This window comes from Hephaestia caeni (genome assembly GCF_003550065.1).
Lineage (GTDB): Bacteria > Pseudomonadota > Alphaproteobacteria > Sphingomonadales > Sphingomonadaceae > Sphingomonas > Sphingomonas caeni_A.
On record NZ_QXDC01000003.1, the window covers coordinates 237142 to 251849 of the forward strand.

The 14708-nt window shown below is 67.1% G+C and carries 12 protein-coding genes; 5 read left to right on the top strand and 7 right to left on the bottom strand.

All coding sequences use genetic code 11. From position 1 onward, the window contains the following. The first annotated feature begins 38 nt into the window (after positions 1–38). Both DFR49_RS09590 and DFR49_RS09595 read left to right on the top strand, forming a co-directional pair. Positions 39–1322, top strand: coding sequence for a sugar MFS transporter (locus tag DFR49_RS09590; RefSeq protein WP_245968333.1), 1284 nt, complete (start codon positions 39–41; stop codon positions 1320–1322). 74 nt (positions 1323–1396) lie between these two features. Further along, a complete protein-coding gene (locus tag DFR49_RS09595) occupies positions 1397–3340 on the top strand; it encodes a M1 family metallopeptidase (protein WP_170150987.1) in 1944 nt (647 codons plus the stop codon). Positions 3341–3504: 164 nt separating this feature from the next. Here DFR49_RS09595 and DFR49_RS09600 read toward each other — a convergent pair whose 3' ends face one another. From DFR49_RS09600 to DFR49_RS09610, 4 genes are all read right to left on the bottom strand, one after another. Further along, positions 3505–6966: an error-prone DNA polymerase gene (locus DFR49_RS09600; protein ID WP_245968334.1), complete on the bottom strand. Its 3462-nt coding sequence runs from the start codon at positions 6964–6966 to the stop codon at positions 3505–3507. After that, a complete protein-coding gene (locus DFR49_RS22235; RefSeq protein ID WP_245968335.1) occupies positions 6963–8366 on the bottom strand; it encodes a Y-family DNA polymerase in 1404 nt (467 codons plus the stop codon). Before DFR49_RS22235 ends, DFR49_RS09600 begins: the two co-directional genes overlap by 4 nt. Positions 8367–8496: 130 nt before the next feature. Further along, positions 8497–9252, bottom strand: coding sequence for an ImuA family protein (locus DFR49_RS09605; RefSeq protein WP_119035548.1), 756 nt, complete (start codon positions 9250–9252; stop codon positions 8497–8499). Between the two features lie 97 nt (positions 9253–9349). Next, the gene (locus DFR49_RS09610; RefSeq protein WP_119035549.1) at positions 9350–9673 is read right to left on the bottom strand and encodes a hypothetical protein; all 324 of its coding nucleotides are present in this window, start codon (positions 9671–9673) and stop codon (positions 9350–9352) included. 24 nt (positions 9674–9697) lie between these two features. Here DFR49_RS09610 and DFR49_RS09615 point away from each other — a divergent pair, with 24 nt between their 5' ends. Together DFR49_RS09615 and DFR49_RS09620 are read left to right on the top strand one after the other, a co-directional pair. Continuing rightward, positions 9698–10765, top strand: coding sequence for a serine hydrolase domain-containing protein (locus DFR49_RS09615; RefSeq protein ID WP_119035550.1), 1068 nt, complete (start codon positions 9698–9700; stop codon positions 10763–10765). Then, positions 10762–11175, top strand: a complete 414-nt coding sequence (locus DFR49_RS09620) for a VOC family protein (RefSeq protein WP_119035551.1) — start codon at positions 10762–10764, stop codon at positions 11173–11175. The genes DFR49_RS09615 and DFR49_RS09620 overlap by 4 nt, the downstream gene beginning before the upstream one ends. Before the next feature lie 118 nt (positions 11176–11293). Here the strand turns inward: DFR49_RS09620 and DFR49_RS09625 are convergent, their stop codons facing one another. Genes DFR49_RS09625 through pdxH form a run of 3 tightly spaced genes read right to left on the bottom strand, consistent with a single transcriptional unit; the run spans position 11294 to position 13607 of the window. Beyond that, entirely contained in the window at positions 11294–12088 is a 795-nt protein-coding gene (locus DFR49_RS09625; RefSeq protein WP_119035552.1) for a PhzF family phenazine biosynthesis protein, read from the bottom strand. Next, positions 12085–13032, bottom strand: coding sequence for a cation diffusion facilitator family transporter (locus DFR49_RS09630; protein ID WP_119035553.1), 948 nt, complete (start codon positions 13030–13032; stop codon positions 12085–12087). The genes DFR49_RS09625 and DFR49_RS09630 overlap by 4 nt, the downstream gene beginning before the upstream one ends. Continuing rightward, positions 13029–13607 carry a pyridoxamine 5'-phosphate oxidase gene (pdxH, locus tag DFR49_RS09635; RefSeq protein ID WP_119036340.1) on the bottom strand — a complete coding sequence of 193 codons (579 nt, stop codon included), beginning with the start codon at positions 13605–13607 and terminating at the stop codon, positions 13029–13031. The genes DFR49_RS09630 and pdxH overlap by 4 nt, the downstream gene beginning before the upstream one ends. A 247-nt stretch (positions 13608–13854) precedes the next feature. Between pdxH and ku the strand changes: the two genes are divergently transcribed. Further along, positions 13855–14694, top strand: coding sequence for a non-homologous end joining protein Ku (gene ku / locus DFR49_RS09640; protein ID WP_119035554.1), 840 nt, complete (start codon positions 13855–13857; stop codon positions 14692–14694). The last annotated feature ends 14 nt before the right edge of the window (positions 14695–14708 follow it).

Below are 14708 nucleotides of genomic sequence, written 5' to 3' on the forward strand. Positions count from 1 at the left end.
GGGGATCGATGACAGACGCCAATTCAGTGGAGAGCCGCATGCCCACCCACAACAAGGCCACCGGCGCGTTCGCCTCGGTCACCACATTGTTCTTCGTCTGGGGGTTCATCACCTCGCTGGTCGATCCATTGGTCGCGGCGGTGAAGGGCATTTTCAACCTGTCGAACGTCGAGGCGCAGCTCAGTGCGTTCGCCTTTTTCATCGCTTATGGCATCATCTCGATCCCGGCAGCGATCCTGGTGTCGCGACTGCGCGCGGTGCCCTCGATCGTGCTGGCGATCGCGATGATGATCGCGGGCTGCTTCGTCATCCTCGCCGGCACCAACCTCGACACCTATCCCGGCGTGCTGCTCGGCCTGTTCGTGATCGCCAGCGGGATCACCATCCTGCAAGTCGCCGCGAACCCGCTCGCCGCCGCGCTCGGCGTGCCCGAACGCAGCCATTTCCGCCTCACCTTGAGCCAGGCGTTCAACTCGCTCGGCACCGTGCTAGGCCCGCTGCTGGGTGCGAACCTGCTGCTCAAGGGCGTCGAGGTGAAGCCCGGCGAGGTGATCGACGCGACCGCGCGATCGAATGCGCTCGGCGCGATCGACCTGAGCTTCGTGATCATCGCCGTGCTGCTCGCGTTCCTCGCCGGCTTCATCTGGTGGTCGCGCCGGCGCATCACCGATGCCGCCCCGCCCGCCCCCGCGGCACACGGTTTCGGGCAGACGCTTGCCGAGGTCGCCTCGTCGCGCTGGGCGCTGATCGGCGGGCTCGCGATCTTCCTCTATGTCGGCGCCGAGGTGGCGATCGGCACGCAGATGGCGTTGTTCCTCAACAGCGAATCGATCTGGGATATCCCGCTCCAGCACGCGGGCTATTATGTCAGCCTCTACTGGCTCGGCGCGATGATCGGCCGGTTCGTCGGCTCGGCATTGCTGACCCGGATGAAGGCACACCGGCTGCTCGCGGTCAACACCGCGATCGCGGCGGCGCTGTGCCTGTTCGTGGTGCTGACGCGCGGCGTGCCGGCGGGTTATGCGGCGCTGTCGATCGGGTTGTTCAATTCGATCATGTTCCCGGTGATCTTCACGCTGACGCTCGAGCGTTCGTCGGCGAGCACCGACGCGACCTCCGGCTTCTTGTGCATGTCGATCATCGGCGGCGCGATCATCCCGCTGATCGTCGGCAAGATCGCGGACATGAGCGGCTATTCGACCGGGCTCGCCGTGCCGATGCTCTGTTACGTCGTGCTCTGCGCGATCGCGATCGCCGCCGGCCGCGCGCGGACGCACGCCGCGGGCGTCGACGGCGACGAGGAATTCGTGAGCCCGCATTGATCGTGGGCGCCATCGCTCCTAACCCGTTCGCCAAACGCACGGCGGAGACCGGGCGAGCGGGTCGGGAGACGATGATGATGAAGCTGCTGGCGGCGCTCGCGCTGCTGCTAATGGGAGCGCCCGTCATGGCGCAGGCGTACAACCCGCGCGAGACCTTCGCACCGCTCGATCTTGGCCAGCCGGTCAACCGCTACCGATCGGCCAACGGGATGCCCGGGCCGGATTATTGGCAGAACCGCGCCGATTACGCGATCCGCGCGACGCTCGATACGCAGGCCAAGGCGATCCGCGGCACAGTGCGCATCGCCTATACCAACAACAGCCCCGACACGCTCGACGTGCTGTGGCTGCACCTCGATCAGAATCTCTACAAGACCGATTCGAGGGGCTATATGGCCGCCGGCGGCAAGCTGCGCGGCACGACCGACGGCATGACGCTCACCTCGGCCGAGGTTGCTGTCGGCAAGGCCAGGGCAGTCGCGGTCACCCCGCTGATCAGCGACACGCGCGCGCAGCTTCGCCTTCCCACGCCGCTGGCACCAGGCGAGACGGCGATCGTCACGCTCGCCTATCATTTCACCATCCCCGGCGAGTTCGGCGGGCGCATGGCGTGGGGGAAATCGCGCGACGGCGAGATCTACGATCTCGCGCAATGGTATCCGCGGATGGCGGTGTATGACGATCTGCGCGGCTGGGACCCCCTCCCCTATCTCGCGCAGGAATTCTATCTCGAATACGGGGACTTCGATTACTGGCTGACGGTGCCCGCCGACATGATCGTCGCCGGATCGGGCGAATTGATGAACCCGGACGAGGTGCTGACCAAAGCGCAGGTCGCGCGGCTGGAAAAGGCGAAGGCCAGCGATGCGACGGTGATGATCCGATCGCCGCAAGAGATCACCGATCCCGCCAGCCGGCCCAAACGGGACGGCACGCTGACCTGGCATTTTCGCATGGAGAACACGCGCGACGTGGCGTGGAGCGCGTCGAGCGGCTTCGCGTGGGATGCGGCGCGGATCAATCTGCCGGGCGGCAAGACCGCGCTCGCGATGTCGCTCTACCCGGCGGAGAGCCAGGGTGCGGATCGCTGGGGCCGCTCGACCGAATATATGAAGGACGCGGTCGAGCGCTTTTCGGCCAAATGGTACCCCTATCCCTGGCCCGCCGCGATCAACATCGCGGGGCCGGCGACGGGGATGGAATATCCCGGCATCGTGTTCGACGGCATCGACGATGCGGGCAAGGAACTGTTCTGGATCAGCGCGCACGAAATCGGGCATTCGTGGTTCCCGATGATCGTCGGCTTCGACGAGCGCCGCCACGCCTGGATGGACGAGGGCTTCAACACCTTCATCGACGTCTACGAATCGGACGAGTTCAACAATGGCGAATACGCCCCCAAGCGTGACGGCGAATATGCGCCGGGCGGCGGCAATCCGGTCGACGAGATATTGCCGATCCTCGCCGACAAGGACGCTCCGCCGATCCTGAGCCGCAGCGACACGATCGTCGAGAAGTGGCGCCATCCGGTGACCTATTTCAAGTCGGCGCTGGGGCTGATCCTGCTGCGCGAGCAAATCCTGGGGCCGGAGCGGTTCGACCATGCGTTCCGGCGCTTCACGGCCGCCTGGGCATTCAAACACCCCAAGCCCGCCGACTTCTTCCGCGCGATGGAGAATGATGCGGGCGAGGATCTGAGCTGGTGGTGGCGCGGCTGGTATTTTGAGAACTGGCAGATGGATCTCGCCGCCACGAAGATCGCCTATGTCGACGGCGATCCCAAGAACGGCGCGCTGGTGACGGTTGAGGCGCGCGACAAGCTCGTCATGCCGGTGACGCTGCGCGTGGTCTTCGCCGACGGCAGCAGGAAGGACGTGCGGCTTCCCGCCGAGACATGGATCCGGCAGGCGGCGACCGCGGTGCCGGTGGGGGGCGCGTCGAAGGTGGTGTCGGCGACGCTCGATCCCGACCACAAGCTGCCCGACAAGGATCGGAGCAACAACGCGGTTACGGGCTAGCTGGTGGCAGAGCTCCTGCGACAGCAGGATCTTTGCCAAGCCCTCGTCCGTCATTCCCGCGAAGGCGGGGATCCAGACTGGCTAACCTTCGAGGCGATGGCCGACGTTTCAATTCTGGATTCCCGCCTTCGCGGGAATGACGAAAGGCAGAAGCGCAAGGTGCTTTAATGGAAATCCCGCGATTTTGGCACGATCCGCACGTTGCGGGGGTGGCGCGACAGCGCGTCGGGCCCGACCGGCGCGACATCGGCTTCCGACAGATGATCGAGCAGATCGGTGCGGTCGACGATGCGGCTCGCCATCAGGTGGACGACGCCTTCGCGGCTGCGCTGGATGCGGCCTTCGACGAGCATCAGGCGCGAAGCCATCACCGCGCGGCGCCACATCTCGAACTGGCGCGCCCAGAGCACGATGTTGGTGATGCCCGTCTCGTCCTCGATCGTGATGAAGATCGCATTGCCCTTGCCCGGTCGCTGGCGGATGAGGACGATGCCCGCGGTGCGGACGAACGCGTCGTTCCTTGCATTATCGGTTTCGGCGCAGCTCAACACCCCTTCGGCGGCGAGCGTGGCGCGCAGGAAGGCCATCGGGTGATCCTTCAGCGACAGCCGCGTCGTCTGGTAATCGGTGACGACGTGTTCGGCCGTCGACATGGCCGGCAGCGCGACGTCGGGCTCCGCGCCCAGTTCGCGCGCAGCGGCCGCGGCGAACAGCGGCAATTCGGCAGCGGGCGTGCGGCGGACCTCCCACAACGCGGCACGGCGATCGAGCCCCAATGAACGGAACGCATCGGCATCGGCGAGGAGGCGCAGCGCGCGCTGGGGGAGCGCCGCGCGGCGGGCGAGGTCTTCGATGCTGGCGAAGGCGCGAGCGCCCCGCGCCGCAGCGATGGCGATTGCCCAATCCTCGCGGAAACCGTCGATCTGGCGGAGTCCGAGGCGTAACGCGGGGCCGTCACCTCGGACTTGTTCCGGGGTCCAACGTGCCTCAAGCGCTGACGCTCGTGCAGGGTTGGATGCTGGAACAAGTCCGGCATGACGGGAGGATTCCAACCCATTGTCCCACCCGCTCGCGTTGACGTCGATCGCGCGCACCTCGACGCCGCCCTTCTCGCGCGCGTCGCGGACGATCTGGGCGGGGGCGTAGAAGCCCATCGGCTGCGAATTGAGCAAGGCGGCGGCGAACACCGCGGGCTGATGGCATTTGAGCCACGCCGAGACATAGACCAGCCGCGCGAACGACAATGCGTGGCTTTCGGGAAAGCCGTAGCTGCCGAAACCTTCGATCTGCTTGAAACAGCGTTCGGCGAAATCCTGGCCGTAGCCGCGCCGCATCATGCCGCCGACCATCTTCTCGCGGAACTGGTCGATCGTGCCGACATTGCGGAACGTGGCCATCGCGCGGCGGAGCTGGTTGGCCTCGGACGACGTGAAACCGGCAGCGACGATCGCGAGCTTCATCGCCTGCTCCTGGAACAGCGGCACGCCGTAAGTTGCACCAAGCAGGCTGCGCAGTTCGTTCGGATCATGGGGTAGCGCGGGTGAGGGATAATCGACTTTCTCGACGCCGCTCCGCCGCCGGAGATAGGGATGCACCATGTCGCCTTCGATCGGCCCCGGGCGCACGATGGCCACCTGGATCGTCAGATCGTACAATGTCCGAGGCTTGAGCCGCGGCAGCATGTTGATCTGCGCGCGGCTTTCGACCTGGAACACGCCGATGCTGTCGCCCTTGCACAGCATGTCGTAGACGGCCTCGTCGCCGGCCTCGAGATCGACCTCGAGATTGTGATCGCCGAGCCCGTGCGCGCGCATCAGATCGAAGCTCTTGCGGATGCACGTCAGCATGCCGAGCGCGAGCACGTCGACCTTCATCAGGCCCAGCGTATCGATATCGTCCTTGTCCCATTCGATGAAGCTGCGGTCGTCCATCGCGGCGTGGTGGATCGGCACCGTCTCGTCGAGCCGATCCTGCGTCAGCACGAAACCGCCAACATGCTGCGACAAATGGCGGGGGAATTGCAGCAGCTCGCCGACCAACCAGCGCAGCCGCGCAATCGCCGGATCGGCAAGATCGAGGCCGTTCTCGGCAAAACGGCGTTCCTCGACGGCGTGCTCGTAGCTGCCCCAGGCGGTGCTCGCGAGCTGGGCCGTCACATCTTCCGAAAAGCCGAGTACCTTGCCGACCTCGCGCACCGCGCTCTTGGGGCGATAATGAATGACGGTTGCCGTGACCCCCGCGCGGTGGCGACCATAGCGCTTATAGACATATTGCATCACCTCCTCGCGCCGCTCGTGCTCGAAATCGACGTCGATATCGGGGGGCTCGTTGCGGTCGCTCGACATGAAGCGCGAGAAGAGCAGATCGTGCTTAATCGGATCGATCGACGTGACGCCGAGCAGGAAGCAGACGATCGAATTCGCCGCCGAACCGCGGCCCTGGCACAGGATCGGCGGCTCCTGCGACCGGGCGAACTTCACGAGATCATGGACGGTGAGAAAATAATAAGCGTAGCCACGATTGCGGATCAGATCGAACTCTTCGGTCAGGGAGGACTGGATTTTCTCGGGCAGGTCGTCGCCGTAGCGCGCGTGCGCGGCCTCGATGACGAGATGTTCGAGCCAGTCCTGCGGCGCCCAGCCGTCGGGCACCGGTTCGTGCGGATATTCGTAGTTGAGCTGATCGAGCGTGAAGTCGATACGCGAGGCGAAACAGGTCGTCTCCTCGATCGCCTCGGGGAAGCGTCGGAACAACCGCATCATTTCGGCGGGCTGCTTCAGGTGGCGCTCGGCATTGATTTCGAGCCGACGGCCCGCTTCGGCAATGGTAGTGCCTTCGCGGATGCAGGTGAGCACATCGTGCAAGGGACGCTGTTCGGGCGTCGCATAGAGCGCATCGCCGACCGCGATCATCGGCACGCGGGTGCTCCGCGCAAGCGATGCCAATCGTGCCAGGCGTCGCTGATCGTCACCGCGATGATGCATTGCCGCACCGAGCCACACTCGTCCCGGTGCCTTGGCCGAGAGCCGGGCCAGCAGCTCGGAAAGATCGCGCGGCAGCGCTTCGACGAGGCGGAGATGCGTCGTTTCCGGCGCGACCGCCGCACTATCGTATGGAACCGGCTTTCGATGCGGCGTCTGATCCGTCGCCGTGGAGTGCGGCAGCACGATCAGCAGCAGATCGTCGAGATGCGCGAGAAGATTGTCGAGCTCGAGGATGCAATCGCCCTTCACCGCCTGAAGATTGCCCGCGGTGAGCAGCCGGGTGAGCCGCCCCCAGCCGCGGCGGGTCATCGGATAAGCGACGATGTCGGGCGTGCCATCGGTAAAGACGAGCCGGGCGCCGACCAGCAACCGCAGATCGGTGCGGCACCCGGCCTCCTCTTCTTCGGAGAGCACGAGCGGCGCCCCTTGGGCGCGCTTCTCTTCAATCAAGGCGATCCGCGCCTTTTCGGGCGCATCGCGCAGCGCCTTGTAGGCGCGCACCACGCCGGCGACGCTGTTGCGGTCGGCGATGCCGATCGCGGTGTAACCGAGCGCCATCGCCTCGGCGACCATGTCCGAAGGGTGCGAGGCGCCGCGCAGGAAGGAGAAATTGGTCGCGGCGACGAGTTCGGCGTAGCTCACGCGAACAGCCCGTGCATGTACCAGCGGGGATCGTCCTTCTCGCGATACAATCCGTTGCGGAACACCCAGAAGCGGCGGCCGCTGGTGTCCTCGACGCGGTAATAGTCGCGCGTCAGCCCGGCATTGTCGGCGCGGCGCCACCATTCGGCGGCGATCCGTTCGGGGCCTTCGTAGCGGACGATCGTGTGCGTCGTGCGACGCCAGTGGAAGCATCGCGGCGGGCCATCGGGCACCTCGGCCGTCACCTCGATCGGCTGGGGCGGATCGAAGAGATGGAGCGGGCGCAGCGGCGGCTCGCCGGGGGTGGGCTCTCCCCACGGCATCGGGGCGCACGCCTCGACCGCGGGGAGCGCGCGCACCCGCTGCTCGGGGATATGCGTGTCGCGCGGCACCAGGCGGCGGAAGCGGGCGCGACCCATGCGCGTGCCGAGGCGATCGATCAGCGCGATCATCTCGCCGTCACGCGCCTCGCCGCCGTCGAGCGCGAGTTGCGCGGGCGCGAGCGGCGCGAGCACGGGCACGGCCAGCCGGATCAGATCGAAACCGAAACCGGGGTCGATCGGATCGGCGAGGCCGTCGATCCGTTCGCCGAACAGGCGCAGCACCAGTGCAGGATCGCGCGTCGGCAGGCTGGTCTCGACCGCGAGATCGCGCGTCGCGCCATCGCTCCTGAACAGCCGTACCGCGAAGCGGCGGCCGCCCTCGCCGCGCGCGTCCATCGTAACGGCGGCCTCGCGGGCGAGATCGCCGATCACGCCGAGCGCATCCTCGGCGCGCGCGATCGGCTCGGCGAAGCGGCGGTCGACACGCAGCGCCGGCGGCGAACGGCGCGGGGTAAGGCGGCTGTCGGCACGACCGAGCAGGCGCGCGAGCGCATCGGTCGCCGCCGTGCCGAAGCGCGCGGCGAGCGGCGCGGTGGGCCGGTCTGCGAGGTCGCCGATCGTGCGCAACCCGGCGCGGCGGAGCGCGGTGACGGTTTCCGGGTCAAGCCGCAGCCCCGCGATCGGCAGCGCATGGATCGCCCCGGCTTCGTCGGTGACGGGCAGATCGGCATGGCGGGCGAGCGCCTGTGCGGCCTCAGGCGTATCGGCGAAGGCGGCCTGCCCCTCGACGCCCCAACGCATCGTCTGCCGGCCGAGATCGGTGAGCATCGCCGTCTCCCCGCCGAAGACATGGGCGCTGCCGGTGATATCGAGCGTCAACCCGGCAGGCGGATCGAGCGCCACCATCGGCGTGTAGCGATCGCAGGCATCGGCAAGGCGGGCGAGCAGCCGTGCGTCGGCCGCGGGATCGGCGTCCGCCACCGCGAGATCGGGAACGCGCACGCGCGCATCCGCCAGCGGCAGGCCGGGGGCGAGACCGAGTGCGTGCACGGCGGCATTGCACGCGACGAGCCGCATCGCCCCGCGCTGCTTTTCGACCAGCGCGAGGGGCTGTCCTCCGCCGTGTTTCTGCGAAGGCGGGAGCCCAGAGTCGCGGGCGTCGTCCTTTGTGACCCTGGATTCCTGCTTTCGCAGGCATACTTGCTCTTCAAGCCGCAGCCGATCCGTGCTCAGCCAGGGGAACCATAACGCCAGAAAGCGGCGCTTCGGCAAATCCGCGCGCGTCACGATCCCATTCCACGCGCCAGTGCTGCCCTGCCACGCCGCCACGCTGGCGCAGAAGCGTGAGATCGAGCGCGGGAAAACCCGGCGCCTTCGCTTCGAGCGGCTGCGAAGGGGCCGCCGCGACCTGCCAGCGCGTGTGCGCGGCGCTGGGCGCAGGCGCGGCATCGACGCGCAGCATCAATGCGGTGACGCCCGAGGCTTCCGCCGCGACCGCCAGCCGCCGGCTCGCGGTCAGATCGAGCGGGCGCGGCTGACGCCACGATTCGATCACCGCCACGCCGACCTCGTCGCAGCGCACGATCTCGGCCGCCACGCGCAGCAGCATCAACGGATCGGCGGCGACTCCCAGCACGAGGCGGGCCGGATCGATCCCCAGTTCGGCCAGCCCCGGCGCGTGCAGATGCGCGGTGCGTTCCGCCTCGTCCTGACGCAGCCAGACGATCGGGGCGGTGTCGCCCAACCGCGCGGCCAGCATCGCCGCGAAGCCCGCCGCCGCCGCCACATCGCCCGGCGTGGCGGCGAAAATTTCGTGCAATCGGCCGCGTGCCAGCCCGCCGCCCAGCGCCGCCTCGATCGCGGGCACGCCCAACGCCGCACGCGCGGCCGGCACCGCCGCCGGCCGCCGCTCGAGCGCGGCAACCTTGCGGCGCAGCGCCTTCAGGGAAACGGAATGGGACACACACGACTCGACGCCATTGTTCGCTATTTGTTCCAAATTACGGCCGGGGGCGGGCGAGAGTCAACGACTTCCCATGTTTCCCCTGCAAAGGGGGATTTCAGGGTTTGTACGGCTCGGGCTGGCAACCGAGGACGGGGTCGAACGTCACCTTGCGGCTGGCGACGAGCGGCACCGAGGCGGTGATCGTCCTGGTCTTCGAATCGTCGGCGAGGTGGATCACCTCCATGCCGGGTTCGAAATCCTTGTAGCAGCTCTTGAGCGGGCGGCCCTCGATATAGCGGCACCCGCACGCGACGCGCGCGCCGTAGCCGACGCCGAGCTGGAGCTTGGGGGTCATCAGATGCGCATAGAGCGCGACCCCGGCCGCGAGCAGCACGATCAGCGCGAGCGCGCCCCAGCCGATGATGCGTCTTGTCTTCATGGCCGCCGAGACTAGGCTGGCTTGATGCGGATCAAAAGCCTGTTCGCGCTTCCCCTTCTCGCCCTGCTCCCGGCGAGCGGCGGCGCGCAGCCGCAGAACATGATCGCGCCGCTGTTCGTCGCCGATCCGGGCACCCGCGCGGTGCTGCTGATCGAGGACGGACGCGTGATCGCCAAACGCTATGCGCCGGGCTTTTCGGACGCCAACCGCTTCATCTCCTGGTCGATGGCGAAGACCGTGACGGCGATGCTGGTCGGCGAATTGGTCGCCGACGGCAAGCTCGCGCTCGATGCCCCTGCGCCGGTGCCCGAATGGCACCGCCCCGGCGATCCGCGCGGCGCGATCACGCTTCGGATGCTGCTCCAGATGCGCTCGGGGCTTCGTCATACCGAGATCGGCGATCCGATCGAGCGATCGGACACCAATCAGGTGCTGTTCGTCGGCGGCACCGGCGATATGGCGGCGAAGGCGATCGCCCAGCCGCTCGAAGCGGCGCCGGGGACCAAATTCGAATATTCGTCGCTGACGACGATCATCCTCGCGAAGATCATCGCCGATACGCTGACCGACAGCACCGATCCCAGGGTGCGCGCCACGACGTATCGCGACTTCGCCACCGAGCGGCTGTTCCAGCCCGCGGGGGTGACGAGCGCGTTCCTGGAGTTCGACGGCGCGGGGACGCAGATCGGCGGATCGCTCATTTACATGACGCTCGACGATTGGGGGCGGATGGGCCGGTTGCTGCTCGACGGCACGGGCGCCGACGGGGCACAGGTGATCGCGCCCGACTGGCTCGCGTTCATGAAGGCTCCCTCGCCGCGCGATCCCGAATATGGCGGGCAGACCTGGCTCAACCGCGCGGGCGGGAGCGACCCCGACGGGCCGACGCTGTTTCCCGACGCGGCACCCGATACGGTCGTGTCGATGATCGGGCATCTCGGCCAGTTCGTCATCGCCGGCACCGGCGCCGACCCGCACGATCCGGGCACGCACCATGCCATCATCCTTGTCCGGCTCGGCAAGACGCAGGATAGCGCGCTGGCGCCGACGCGGCAGGCGCTGGGAAGAGTCGTCGGGAGTCTGATCCAATGATCGAGCGCATCGGCCATATCAACATCCGCACCCCCGCGCTCGACGAGACGCTGACGTTCTACGAGGACGTGTTCGATCTCGTGCGCGGCCCCGCGTCGACGATGGCCGACCAGACCCGCAATGCCTGGCTCTACGACCGCGACGGGCGCGCGATCATCCACGTCAACATGCCCGCCGAGGGCGAGGATATTCCCGCGGTCGGCGCGCGCGGGCGGATGGATCATGTCGCCTTCGATTGTCGCGATCCCGATGCGATGGAGAAACGGCTGACCGATCTCGGCATCGCCTATCGCCGCCGCGACACGCGCGTCGCCGGATTGACGCAGATCGTGCTCAAGGACCCCAATGGGATCAACCTCGAACTAGCGTTCGGGACCGAGCACGCGCTCGCCCCCGCGCTGGCGCGCTAAACTTTGATTTCCGGGCGGCACCGGCCCGCTCCCCCACCCCACCTCCCATGCAGTATAATGACTTGGGAGGTGGGGTGGGGGAGCGGGCCGGTACGGCTATCCACGGCAGTGGATCAAATCAAAGCGCGAACACACCCTCGATCACCGTCACGCACTGGCCGCCGAGCACCGCGCGGTCGCCGTCGAGGCGGCAGGTCAGGTGGCCACCGCGCGCGCTGGCCTGAAACGCGGTGAAGCGATCGCGGTCGAGGCGGTTCGTCCAATAGGGCGTCAGCACCGCATGCGCCGAGCCGGTGACGGGGTCTTCGTCGATCCCCGCGCCGGGCGCGAACACGCGGCTGACGATATCGGTCTCGTCGCCGGGGGCGGTGACGATCGTCAGCGTATCGCCGGCGGCGGCGAGGCGGCGAAAATCGGGAGCGCACGCGCGCACCTGGGCCGCGGTTTCGAGCACCACGACGCCGTAGCGATTGGGGTGCCAGAGCGTTGCGACCGCGCTGCCCACCCCCAGCGCCGCGACGATCGCGTCGAGCGGCTTGGGATCCGGCCCCCAAGCGGGGAGCGCGAGTTCGTAGCCGCCGCCCGCCCGCGTCACCGTGAGCCCGCCCGCCTTGCGGGTGCGAAAGCGCACCCGATCACGGCCGGGATCGGCCGAGAGGGCATAATGGCCGCTCGCGAGCGTCGCGTGGCCGCACAGCACGACCTCCACCGTCGGCGTGAACCAGCGCAGCTCGAAATCGGCCCCCTCGTCCTCGGCAGGGACGAGGAAAGCGGTTTCGCTGAGGTTGTTCTCGGCGGCGATCGCTTGAAGCATCGCGTCGTCGAGCCAGGCGTGGAGCGGCATCACCGCCGCCGGGTTGCCGGTGAAGGGTGCGTTCGCGAAGGCGTCGATCTGCGCGAAGGGAATGTTCATACGCGCTTGCCGAACCAATGCGGGGTGACATCGGCCTCGACCAGCGGATTGTCGGTATCGACATGGCCTTCGGGATCGACGTGGATCAGCACCTCGACCTTGGGGAAGGCGCGCTTGAGCGCCTTTTCGACATTCTCGACGATATCGTGCGCCGCGGCCACCGTCAGATCGCGCGCCACCTCCATATGGAATTGCGCGAATTCATGCGCCCCGGCGCGGCGGGTGCGGAAATCGTGGATGCCCTTGATCCCCGGCTGACGCGCGGCGACCTCGACGAAGCGCGCGCGATCCTCCTCGGACCATTCCTTGTCCATCAGATGATCGATCGCGGTCGACGACGCCTTGAACGCGCCCCAGAGCAGCCACGCGGCGATCGCGATGCCGAAGATCGGATCGGCCGCGGGAATCCCGCCGAACTGATCGAGCGCGAGCGCGAGGATCACCGAGCCGTTGAGCAGCACGTCCGACTGGTAATGGACGTTATCCGCCATGATCGCGACCGAGCCGGTCTTGCGGATCACCTGGCGCTGATACCAGAGCAGCACCAGCGTGGCAGCGATCGCGACCAGCGAGACGCCGATCCCGAATCCGGCGTCGTGCGTTTCGACCGGGTTCGTGAGCGCCTCGATCGCGCGCCAGGCAATGCCGATCGCCGAGGCGGTGATCAGCGCGACCTGGAACAGCGCCGCCAGCGCCTCCGCCTTGCCGTGGCCGAAGCGGTGATCGTGATCGGCGGGCGTCGCGGCGAGGCGGACGCCGTAGAGCGTGACGAGGCTCGCGAGCAGATCGAGCCCGGTATCGGCGAGCGAGCCGAGCATCGCGACCGATCCGGTGTGCCAGGCGGCGAAGCCTTTCAACAGCAACAGGAAGCACGCCATCCCGACGCTCGCCAGCGCGGCGCGCACGGCGAACGGCAGCAGACGGCGGCGTTCGTTCTCGGTCACGGGTAGAGCAATCCTTCGGTCCAGCCGTCGCCATCGCGGGTGAACAGCCGCCGTTCGTGGAGACGGTGCGCGCGATCCTGCCAGAATTCGATCCGTTGCGGCGCCACGCGATAGCCCGACCAATGCGGCGGGCGGGGCACCTCTACGTCGGCAAAGCGTGCCTTCACGGCCGCGAACCGCGCTTCGAATGTCGCGCGGCTATCGAGCGGGCGCGACTGATCCGACGCCCAGGCGCCGAGCTGCGAATCACGGCTGCGGGTGGCGAAATAGGCATCGGCCTCGGCATCGGCAACGATGCTCACCGGGCCTTCGATGCGAATCTGGCGGCGCAACGATTTCCAGTGGAAAAGGAGCGCGGCCTGCGAGTTTTCGGCAAGGTCACTCGCCTTGCGGCCCTGCTGATTGGTGTAAAAGACGAACCCCCGGGCGTCGTGCCCCTTGAGCAGCACCATCCGCACCGCGGGCTGGCCGGCGGCATTGGCGGTGGCGAGCGCCATCGCATTGGGATCGTTGGGCTCGGTCTCGCTCGCTTCCGCGAGCCAAACGTCGAACAGCGCGAGCGGATCTTCAGTCATCAGCCCGCTGCGCACCCGCTAAGTGGACAAAGTGGAGAGTATGGCGCGGGTCGCGCGACCGCCGCCAAAAAGCCCGCAAAGAACCAGTGGAGGGAGGAGAATCCGGCATGGTCACGCCCATAACCCAATGCCACGCTGTAGGACAGCGCAGACATCGGGCGGCGGCACGCGCGGCAGAATCGGAGGCTTCGGAACCACGCCGCCCAGCGCGCATTGAATCGGTTTCGGGAATGACGGGAGACCGGGAATGGCCGCGCGCGCCTATTGGCAGGGACAGATCAGGCTCGCGCTCGTCTCGATCCCCGTGGAGATCTACCCCGCGACCAAATCGGGCGCGACGGTGAGCTTTCGCCAGATCCACGAACCGTCGGGCAAGCCGATCCATTACGAGAAGGTCGTCACCGGCATCGGCCCGGTCGATACCGACGAGATCATGAAAGGGTATGAATACGAGAAGGGCGAATATGTCCTGCTCGACCAGGACGAGATCGACGCGGTCAAGCTCGAATCGAAGAAGACGCTCGAGCTGACGCAGTTCGTCGACGCGCACGAGATCGACGTGCTTTATTACGAAAAGCCTTATTTCGTGGTGCCCGCCGACGATCTCGCCGAGGAAGCGTTCATCGTGCTGCGCGAGGCGCTGAAGCGGACGAGGAAGGTCGGGCTCGGCCAGCTTGCGCTCAGGGGCCGCGAATATGTCGTCAGCCTCAAGCCGTGCGGACGCGGCATGGTGCTGGAGACGCTGCGCTACGCCGACGAGGTCAACAAGGCGCAGGGCTATTTCCGCGACATCCCCGACGCCAGGCCCGACGCCGAACTGCTCGATCTCGCCGAGGCGCTGATCGAGAAGAAGGCCGCGCCGTTCGACCCGAGGGAATTCCACGACCGCTATGTCGATGCGCTCCACGAATTGATCGCGCGCAAGCGCAAATCGAAGAGCAACCGCAAGATCATCGAGGAGAAGGATGAGCCGTCGGGACGCGGCGCCTCGAACGTCGTCGATCTGATGGCGGCGCTCAAGAAGTCGATCGAAAAGCCGGGGAAGAAGACTCCCGCGAAAAAGCCGGCGGCGAAGAAGCGTGCTTGAGCGATTATTTCAAG

Bases quoted from the DNA above. Each gene is read 5' to 3' on its own strand.
- DFR49_RS09595 (WP_170150987.1), top strand. From the start codon at position 1,397: ATGATGAAGCTGCTGGCGGCGCTCGCGCTGCTGCTAATGGGAGCGCCC.
- DFR49_RS09610 (WP_119035549.1), bottom strand. From the start codon at position 9,673: ATGAAGACAAGACGCATCATCGGCTGGGGCGCGCTCGCGCTGATCGTG.
- ku (WP_119035554.1), top strand. From the start codon at position 13,855: ATGGCCGCGCGCGCCTATTGGCAGGGACAGATCAGGCTCGCGCTCGTC.
- DFR49_RS09615 (WP_119035550.1), top strand. From the start codon at position 9,698: ATGCGGATCAAAAGCCTGTTCGCGCTTCCCCTTCTCGCCCTGCTCCCG.
- DFR49_RS09625 (WP_119035552.1), bottom strand. From the start codon at position 12,088: ATGAACATTCCCTTCGCGCAGATCGACGCCTTCGCGAACGCACCCTTC.
- DFR49_RS09590 (WP_245968333.1), top strand. From the start codon at position 39: ATGCCCACCCACAACAAGGCCACCGGCGCGTTCGCCTCGGTCACCACA.
- pdxH (WP_119036340.1), bottom strand. From the start codon at position 13,607: ATGACTGAAGATCCGCTCGCGCTGTTCGACGTTTGGCTCGCGGAAGCG.
- DFR49_RS22235 (WP_245968335.1), bottom strand. From the start codon at position 8,366: ATGCGGCTCGTCGCGTGCAATGCCGCCGTGCACGCACTCGGTCTCGCC.
- DFR49_RS09620 (WP_119035551.1), top strand. From the start codon at position 10,762: ATGATCGAGCGCATCGGCCATATCAACATCCGCACCCCCGCGCTCGAC.